Raw genomic sequence first — 8067 nt, forward strand, 5'->3', positions numbered from 1 at the left:
CATTCATTCGCGCCTTGCCATGCCCCGACGACCTTCGTGCCGACTACCGGCACAATGGAACTCCGAGGAACATGGACCGTTTCTCCTCCCTTTCCAACGGGAGACGCGAGCGTGAATCGACGGCAACTTCTTCGCGCGTCGGCGGCTGTTTCAGCTGCCGCTATCCTGCCGCGTGCAGCGGAGGCCGAGGCGGGCACAACCCCTCCCTTCAGCCCCTCCTTGTCCGCGAGCTTGCCCGGACTCTTGCGACGAAGCCATTCGAGCCCCCCGACGAGAAGCTGCCGGATGCGCTGACAAATCTCAACTACGACCAATACCGGTCCATTCGCTTTGCGCCGGAGAAGGCGCTGTGGCGCGACGAGAAGCTGCCGTTCGAGGTGCAATTTTTCCACCGCGGCTTCTTCTACAAGAACCGGGTGAACATCTTCCAGGTGGTGAACAGAAGCGTCATGCCGGTGCCCTACCGCCGGGAGGACTTCTCGTTCGGCGAAGGTCTCGGACAATGGCCGGATGGTAACATTGGCTTTGCTGGATTCCGCATCCACGCTCCGATCAACAGACCGGACTACTACGACGAAGTCGGCGTATTCCTCGGCGCAAGCTACTTCCGGGCGGTCGCGAAGGGGCAGACCTACGGTCTGTCCGCGCGCGGACTGGCGATCGACACCGGCGAAAGCAAAGGCGAAGAGTTCCCGTTCTTCAAGGCGTTCTGGCTGGAAAAGCCGGCGCCGAATGCCTCCTCGATCGTGGTGCATGCGCTGCTGGACAGCAAGGGCGCCGCGGCGAGCTACCGCTTCACGATCCGACCTGGGCAAACCACTGTTTTCGACGTGGAGATGGCGCTCTACCCGCGCGACGTGGAGCATGCCGGGCTCGCGCCGATGACCAGCATGTTCTTCTTCGGGCCAAACGAACCGCAAGGATTTCGACGACTTCCGCCCTGCGGTTCACGATTCCGACGGACTTGCGATCTTCAACGGGAGAGGCGAGCAGCTCTGGCGTCCRCTCAACAATCCGCACGATCTGCAGGTGAGCAGTTTCGCCGACCTCAAACCGGGGGGCTTCGTCCTGATGCAGCGGGAGAGGAATTTCGCCGCCTATCAGGATCTCGAATCCAGCTTCGAACGGCGCCCAAGCCTCTGGTTCGAGCCGATCGGGCGATTGGGGCGAAGGGGCCGTGAAGTTGTTCGAGATCCCGACCAAGGAGGAGGTCCACGACAACATCGCCGCGTTCTGGCAACCGAAGCAGCCGCTGGCGGCCAAGAGCGAGCATATCTTCACCTATCGCCTGCACTGGGGACCGGATGCACCGAAACCCGAGGCGCTCGCGCGATTCATGCGAACGGGGGTCGGCAGCCGGGGCGAGGACAGCAAACTGTTTGTCCTGGAGCTGATGGGCGAGCAACTCAAAAGCGTCGATCCCAAAACGATAAAAGGGGTTGTGACCGCCGAAAAATCCGAGATCAGCAACGTCGTGACGCAACCCAATCCGGCAACAGGAGGGTGGCGTCTGAGCTTTCAATGCTCGGTCAAGGGACAGACAGCCATCGAGCTGCGCGCCTTCCTGGCGCAGCACGAGCCGCCGGTCTCCGAGGTGTGGGTTTATCGATGGACGCCCTGAACCAGTCGCCGGCTCCGCGGCGCACCGACGGCCGCCGATTCCTGCCGCCGGAAAGCCCGCTATCGATGGTGCCGTGCCGGCTGGACCGCACGGCAATGCCCGGGCGGGCGCCGACCGGTTCGACCCGCGTTTCGACGTTTCGCCGTCTCTTCATCTTCCTGGGCACAATCCTGCTGATGCTGGCGGGCGGCTATGGCATGCACGATGTCGTGAAAGTCGGTGGTGTGACCGTTCTCGAGGCGGTGCTGCTCGGTCTCTTCCTTGTGCTGCTTGCCTGGGTTGTCTTCTCCTTCATGTCCGCGCTCGCCGGGTTTTTCGTGCTGCTGATGCGCCGGACGCCTGGCCTGCCGGTCGACCCCGCCGGCCCGCTCCCTGCTGTCACAGCGCGCACGGCGATGCTGATGCCGACCTATAACGAGGACCCACCGGCGCTCTGCCGATTGGAGATGTCATGCTCGCCGAAGCGGCCTCAGTCAGTTCCTTGGTGAACCTAGTGGTACCCACCATGGATCACAGCGCTTGTGAAGCGCATGAGAAACCGCTGTGCCGTTGTACCAGTAACTGTCGTCGTATTCCCTAATCCCTAGAAGGGCGCCACAATTGGTATGTGTATTTGTAGTACCGGGCCGCGATGCCCGCGTCCGCCATCGCGACGTTGACGAGCGCCAAGAGACGCGCCAAAGCCGCCGCCCGATCGTCCCCGTTCACATTGTTCCCAATTATCTCGCGAACGATTTGATTATATGGTCGGGTTCATGGACGGTCGAACAGGGCTGAAAGGAAAACACGGCGGCCATCGCAGGCAAGCCGGTCGGAATCTTGAGAACCTTAACGGCAGATCACTCCCAAGGGTTCACCTTACCAACGAAAAGGGCATTGAATCCTTGAGCAATTTTTGGTTGCATTAGCGCAACAGCAGTTGCGAGGATGGACCAATGGAAGGAAGTGCAGTCACTTCTGCCGAAGGCTTTGCTGAAGCATCTCCAGGTCCCGCAGACGCGGCTGGCGATCAGTCTCCGGTGGACGCGTCTCGCTACGTCTTCAACCCTTTTGCTTCCGACTTCATCCGGGATCCATACCCGCACTACGCGAAGTTGCGCGCGCTCGATCCGGTCCATTTTGCGCCGATTGGTGCATACGTCGTGAGCAGGCATGCCGACGTTGGAACGGTCCTAAAGGATCGACGGTTCGGCAAGGCTTTTGTCGAGCGGAGCGCGAAGCGATACGGCAGCGAGGTCGTTCGGGAACCGCTCTTCGACCACATGTCAAAGACCATGTTGCTTTCCGACCCGCCTCATCACACGCGGTTACGCAATCTGGTGGTCAAGGCGTTTACGGCACGACAAGTCGAGGCTATGAGGCCGCGCATCCAACAGGTGGTCGATCAGGCGTTGGACGCCGTGGTCGACCGGGGGAAGATGGATCTGGTATCCGAATTCGCCTACCATCCCCCGGTGACCATCATCTGCGACATGCTGGGCATTCCGGATGATGAGCGCGGATTTTTCCATGCCGTCTCCGAAGACAGCGTGAGGGTTCTGGAATCGRCAGCGTTCACGCCGGAAGAGATCGCCGCTGCAAACTCCCGGGTGAAGTCCGTACGCGACTATTTCGAGCGTCTCTACGAGCAGTGCCGCCGCCGGCCTGGCAACGACCTGACCACCCAACTCGTCATGGCCGAGGAGGACGGCAATAGGCTGACCAACGAGGAGCTCACGGCGAGCATCATGCTGCTGTTTGTCGCTGGTCACGAGACAACCATAAATCTGATCGGAAACAGCCTGATAACACTCCATCGCAATCCCGATCAGATGGCGCTGCTCCGGACCGATCCGGGGCTAATTCATAACGCCATCGACGAGTTCCTCCGTTACGAACCTTCGATCCAATTCACAGGCCGGGTTGCGCTTGAAGACATGGAGTTGGCCGACAAGAGGATAGCCAAGGGCGACAACATCGTGTGTCTGTTGGCGTCGGCGAACCGCGATGCCGCGGTCTACCCCGATCGCCCTGACGAGTTCGACATCACGCGACGGAATAGCAAGCCACTGTCCTTCGGTGGTGGCATCCATTTTTGTCTCGGTGCCCAGCTAGCGCGACTGCAGACGGAGATTGCTGTCACCACCTTGCTCCGCCGACTTCCCCGTCTGCAGATTGACGACGTCGAGAACCCTGCCTGGAAGCCGAATTTTGTCATCCGCGGTCCGCGCGTCCTGCCGGCAAGCTGGTAACCCGAAATTGCTCGTGATCGATCGGAAGCGGCCTCAAGAGCTGTGGTGCTGGCGGGGCCGCGTCCCAAGGTCCGTTCTCTCAGGAGGCAGATTTGAATGACAAGAAGTGGCTGGTTCTTCTGTCACTCTTCCTTGCGCGCTGCGTGATGGGGATGCAGTTCGAAAGCGTCGGCGCGCTTGCTCCCCTGCTCAGGGCCGACGGTATCGACTACGGCCGGATGGGTCTTTTGTTGGGAGCCTATCTTGCTCCCGGAATCGCGGTTTGTCTTCCGGGAGGGATGATAGCGTCGAAATTCGGCGATCGCAGAACTTTGCTTGCTAGTCTTGCCCTCATGATGTGCGGGGGCGTGATCGAGATCCATGGAAGCTGGGTCGCTTATCTGAGTGGAAGGTTACTCGCGGGGACAGGCGGGATCGTAATGACGGTTGCCGCGACCAAGATCATTGCCGATCGCTTCACCGGGAAACAGATGGCACTTGCAATGGCGAACTTCGTTAACGCATGGCCCTGCGGGATTGCCTTATCGCTTGTCTTGCTTCCCTCGATGGCCCAGTCATTCGGATTGCCGTCGACCCGCTTTTTTCTGGCATTGATTGCTGGCTTTGCCCTGCTTTCAGCTCTGCTGTTCATCCCCCCATCGGAGCGGCGCGCGGCGGAGGCATCCGAGTCTTTTCCGCGAGGTGCCGTTCTCCTCGCGGTCTGCGTCGCAGGCACCCTCTGGGGACTGGCCAACTCCGCTTTTGCCACTGTATTCACGTTCGGTCCTGTTCTATTGGTGGAGAAAGGCTATTCGGCCAACGCCGCTGCCTCGTGCGTCAGCATCGTCCTTTGGATGTCGTTGCTGTCCATTCCGGCCGGCGGCGTTCTCGCTTCGCGACTTCCAGGTCCGGGCACCTTGATCGTGCTCGCCCTGCTCGCCGCGGCGGCCGCCTTGGCGGCGGTGCCGCGCGTCGACGCCAGCACGGCGCTGTTTGTCATGATCGGGATAATCTCCGGCCTGCCCGGAGGAGCGATGATGACCCTGCCGGCCCGAGTTATGGACGTCCGGTCCCGAGCCATCGGAATGGGCATATTCTATTCGGTCTCTTATTCTGTCATGCTCGGGTTCCCTATATTGCAGGGAGCGCTTGCCCGTTCGATCGCGACGGCCGTCGTTACTTTCGATGCGGCCGCCATTGCGATGCTAGTCTCAATTCCGATTCTAGGCCTGTTCGTTGCGCTCGCCCGCGGGTCGAGTGGTGTCAACAGGAGCTTTCCGGTAGAGCAGCTCAAATAGCCCCGAACCGCCAAGGATTGATATGGAAACCATGCATAGCAGAGCAAAGGCGCTCCTTTTCGGACACCGCTCCTCCGAGGACATCGCTACCGCGCTCCGGGGGCGAGGACTTGCCGCCGGTGAGACCGAAATAATTGAATCGACCGACACCGCAAAAGCCCTGTGCTTTGCCATCAAGGGACGGTCGAACTTTAAGCATACGATGTGGCTCTTTGCCGGAGAGATTGACGGCGACGGATATGCACTCGTGATGATCGGCGCTGCGGGCTCCGGGCCTGCCATCCTGGAAGGGATCGCAAAGGAATTCGGCGGCTACGTCTGCCGGCGCGACGACGGCCTAACCCCTTGGACTGCGGTCGAACCGGAGCGGCGGCTGTCGCAGGAGCAGATCGACACCATGGTCAAAGTGCTGGAAGCTCAGGCCAGGCGCGCCGATTTCATCAGCGACTGGCGCCCGGCCGCCGCCTCGAGCGCTCCCGGGCTGCGTAGGGGATCGGATGTGCGCTGAGGTACTGCGCCTCGTGGGTGTGGACAGGTCAGCTGTCGCGGGAAAGCCGGACCCGCCTCATGCAAGCGCCTGACCGTAGACCGGGGCCGCTCCGCCAGCTCGGGCGGCGAGCCAGAAAGACTCTCGAGCCGATCTGGAGGGCTTCGTTCCTCGCTCGTCAATCTAGAAAAAGTTAAGGGTAAGTTGCCGCTGGTCCACGCTGGCGGGTCTTTATAATGCTATCCGTCACGGCACGGAATGCCGAAGTTGTCGCAGGTCAATGCGAAAGCCTCCTTCGCCTTCGCATCCTCAAAGCAAAAGCGCGCGCCAATGTCTGCGCGGTCGATCCACCAATCGATCTTACTTTCCTTTGCAATTCGGGAAGCTTCTCCGCGTAGCAAATCCAACTGCCTTCCAGCAACGTGGACGATCAGGCAATTTTCCTTGGTCATGAATGACGTTCTTATAAGTGAAGAAACGGCTCAATTTGATTCGATGAAACATGCAAATCGTATGGCGCATCTGTGCTGAGCACAAACGGAAAGGCCCGGTCCGGGGCTAGGGGACTAGGGCCTTTGAACGCTCAATGATGTTTCACTTGGGACATACGTCGGTTGGAATCCATAGCCGTTACATCCGGCACGTGGCCGATTTGCCATCAGCGGGCAGAAAGGTGCGCCTCCGATTGCTCACGCGGCGCTTCACATGTGAGGTGCCGCATTGCCGCCGGCGGATCTTCGCAGATCGTCCGCCGCACAGGACATAGTCGCAATCTGGTTCGCCAAATTAGCTGCGGCGGCGGTACGGATATGTTCCGCACCCGTCAAAGCACCCTGGACGGGCATCTGCCGTTCCTGGACGCGCAGTGGTCAGGCGGCTGTCGCAACGGTGCCGAACTCTGGCGCCGTTTGAAGGGACAAGGCTTCAAGGGATCGCTGCGCGTGGTGGCGGAATGGGCGACGCGACGGCGGTCGTTCCGAGACTATCAGCCATCAACAATTGCAGAAGGTCCCCGCCGCCAGGACGATAGCGCAGCTGATGGCGACGAAGCGCGACCACCTGACCAAGGCCGGGACCGTCACGCTTGCCGTCATCGAACAAAACGTTCCTATGCTGGCTGATGCTTCGCGAATCCTGTCCAACCGCTCGAGGCTCACGATGATTTGGCGTCCGGACGCGTCGGGCGTCGCACCGCCGCAGTAGCTGGTGTTGCCGCCCTGCGGAACAATTCCTATTCCGTGGTGCGCCGCGAGCCCCACGATGTCGGCGACCTGCTTCGTCGTCGTCGGCTTCAGCACGGCAAACGTCGAGCCCGTCAAGTGCCGACGTTGATCCGTTGTGTAGGCCGCGATCCGCCCCGGCTCGTCAACGACGCCCCGATCGTCCAGAAGGTCGCGAAAGGCTCGAACCTGTATTGAGTAGGACATGCTTCAGCTCCGATTGGCGTCGGATCAACTTTGCGCGTTTGTACGGCATTGCTTGCCGTTCGAGGCCGATTGAGAAGGAAGCAATGCTGAAATGCTGCGATTGTCGGCAGTTTGCGTCGCTGCGGCTCGTATTGAACGTCTTCATCACGAGCCTTTTCGGGCTTCAGAGGAGCCAGTCGGCGACTTGCCAGACAGCCGATCGTATCCAGTTTCGAAATGGTGTGCCGCGGTCGGCCTTCGTTTATTTTGGCCGACCGGAACGATGTAGGCCCCGCACTTCCCGCTGTTGAAAAAGTTCACAGCATACGTCACGCAACCATTGACTTGCCGGATCGTGATGGAAGCGGGCATGCCAATATTGCTTCACGGTAAAGCCGGCGATCGCGAGCGGGCAGTCGAGCACGCGCAGTCCGTAATAGTGAGCCAACGTTTCGCCGATGTGCCTTGGAAGGGTGGCGATCAGGTCAGTCGTCCCGACAATTGCGGGTAGTCCCAAAAAGCCGGGTAGCTCGAGCGCAACGTCAAGCACCATTCGCTGCTCCCGTACCGCGTCCGCGAGCAACTGGTGTCCAGTGCCGGAGCGAATGAGGACGTGCGCCTCCCGCCTGAAATCCCGTGCTGTGATGCGATCGCGGATCCGGGCATGTTTTGCGTTCGACAGGCAGACCCAATCCTGCGGAAAGAGGGCCTGCTGGAAGTGTCCGGCGTCGAGGTCCGAGATGTAGCCGAGCGCCAGATCGGCCTCGCCAGACTGTAGCATCCGTGGGGTATCGCCGCCGATCTGCGCCGCCTCAATGCGGATGCCTGGAGCAACACGACGAACGTAGGCGAGGATGGCCGGAAGCAGCGTGATGTGGCTCGCATCCGTCATGCAGATGATGAAGCGACGCTTGGCAGTCGCCGGATCAAACTCAGGACGAAGCTCCGCCAGACGCCGCAGCATCTCCAATGCCTGCCTGGCCGTGCCGATGAGAGCCTCGGCGCGCGGGGTCGGCAGCATTCCCTCAGCCGACCGAATGAAGAG

The 8067-nt window shown here is 60.5% G+C and carries 6 protein-coding genes and 3 pseudogenes; 6 read left to right on the forward strand and 3 right to left on the reverse strand.

Annotation, left to right across the window (positions count from 1 at the left end; all coding sequences use genetic code 11):
• Positions 1-111: 111 nt before the first annotated feature.
• The 5 genes and pseudogenes from AC1D00_RS16535 to AC1D00_RS16555 all read left to right on the forward strand — a co-directional run bounded on the left by AC1D00_RS16535 (position 112) and on the right by AC1D00_RS16555 (position 5637).
• Positions 112-1621 (forward strand): annotated as a pseudogene (locus AC1D00_RS16535) (glucan biosynthesis protein G).
• Positions 1609-2109 carry a glycosyltransferase family protein gene (locus tag AC1D00_RS16540; RefSeq protein ID WP_235885888.1) on the forward strand — a complete coding sequence of 167 codons (501 nt, stop codon included), beginning with the start codon at positions 1609-1611 and terminating at the stop codon, positions 2107-2109. The pseudogene AC1D00_RS16535 and the gene AC1D00_RS16540 overlap by 13 nt, the downstream one beginning before the upstream one ends.
• A gap of 447 nt (positions 2110-2556) precedes the next feature.
• A complete protein-coding gene (locus tag AC1D00_RS16545; protein ID WP_477011414.1) occupies positions 2557-3852 on the forward strand; it encodes a cytochrome P450 in 1296 nt (431 codons plus the stop codon).
• A gap of 92 nt (positions 3853-3944) precedes the next feature.
• Positions 3945-5129 (forward strand): MFS transporter, encoded by a 1185-nt coding sequence (locus tag AC1D00_RS16550; protein ID WP_135178278.1) that lies wholly within the window; start codon positions 3945-3947, stop codon positions 5127-5129.
• A 22-nt stretch (positions 5130-5151) separates the two neighbouring features.
• A complete protein-coding gene (locus AC1D00_RS16555) occupies positions 5152-5637 on the forward strand; it encodes a hypothetical protein (protein WP_477011415.1) in 486 nt (161 codons plus the stop codon).
• Positions 5638-5855: 218 nt separating this feature from the next.
• Here the strand turns inward: AC1D00_RS16555 and AC1D00_RS16560 are convergent, their stop codons facing one another.
• A complete protein-coding gene (locus AC1D00_RS16560) occupies positions 5856-6068 on the reverse strand; it encodes a hypothetical protein (protein WP_135178276.1) in 213 nt (70 codons plus the stop codon).
• 288 nt (positions 6069-6356) lie between these two features.
• On the opposite strand from AC1D00_RS16560, the pseudogene AC1D00_RS16565 reads away from it, so the two are divergent.
• Positions 6357-6753 (forward strand): annotated as a pseudogene (locus AC1D00_RS16565) (ISL3 family transposase); the annotation flags it as partial.
• Here the strand turns inward: AC1D00_RS16565 and AC1D00_RS16570 are convergent.
• Together AC1D00_RS16570 and AC1D00_RS16575 are read right to left on the reverse strand one after the other, a co-directional pair.
• A pseudogene (locus tag AC1D00_RS16570) lies at positions 6732-7043 on the reverse strand (FAD-binding oxidoreductase); the annotation flags it as partial. The pseudogenes AC1D00_RS16565 and AC1D00_RS16570 sit on opposite strands and share 22 nt — an antisense overlap.
• Before the next feature lie 241 nt (positions 7044-7284).
• Positions 7285-8067 (reverse strand): LysR substrate-binding domain-containing protein (locus AC1D00_RS16575; protein ID WP_477011416.1); only part of this gene is annotated, 783 nt, incomplete at its 5' end.

The sequence above is a fragment of the Bradyrhizobium sp. P2_E8 genome (assembly GCF_056403875.1).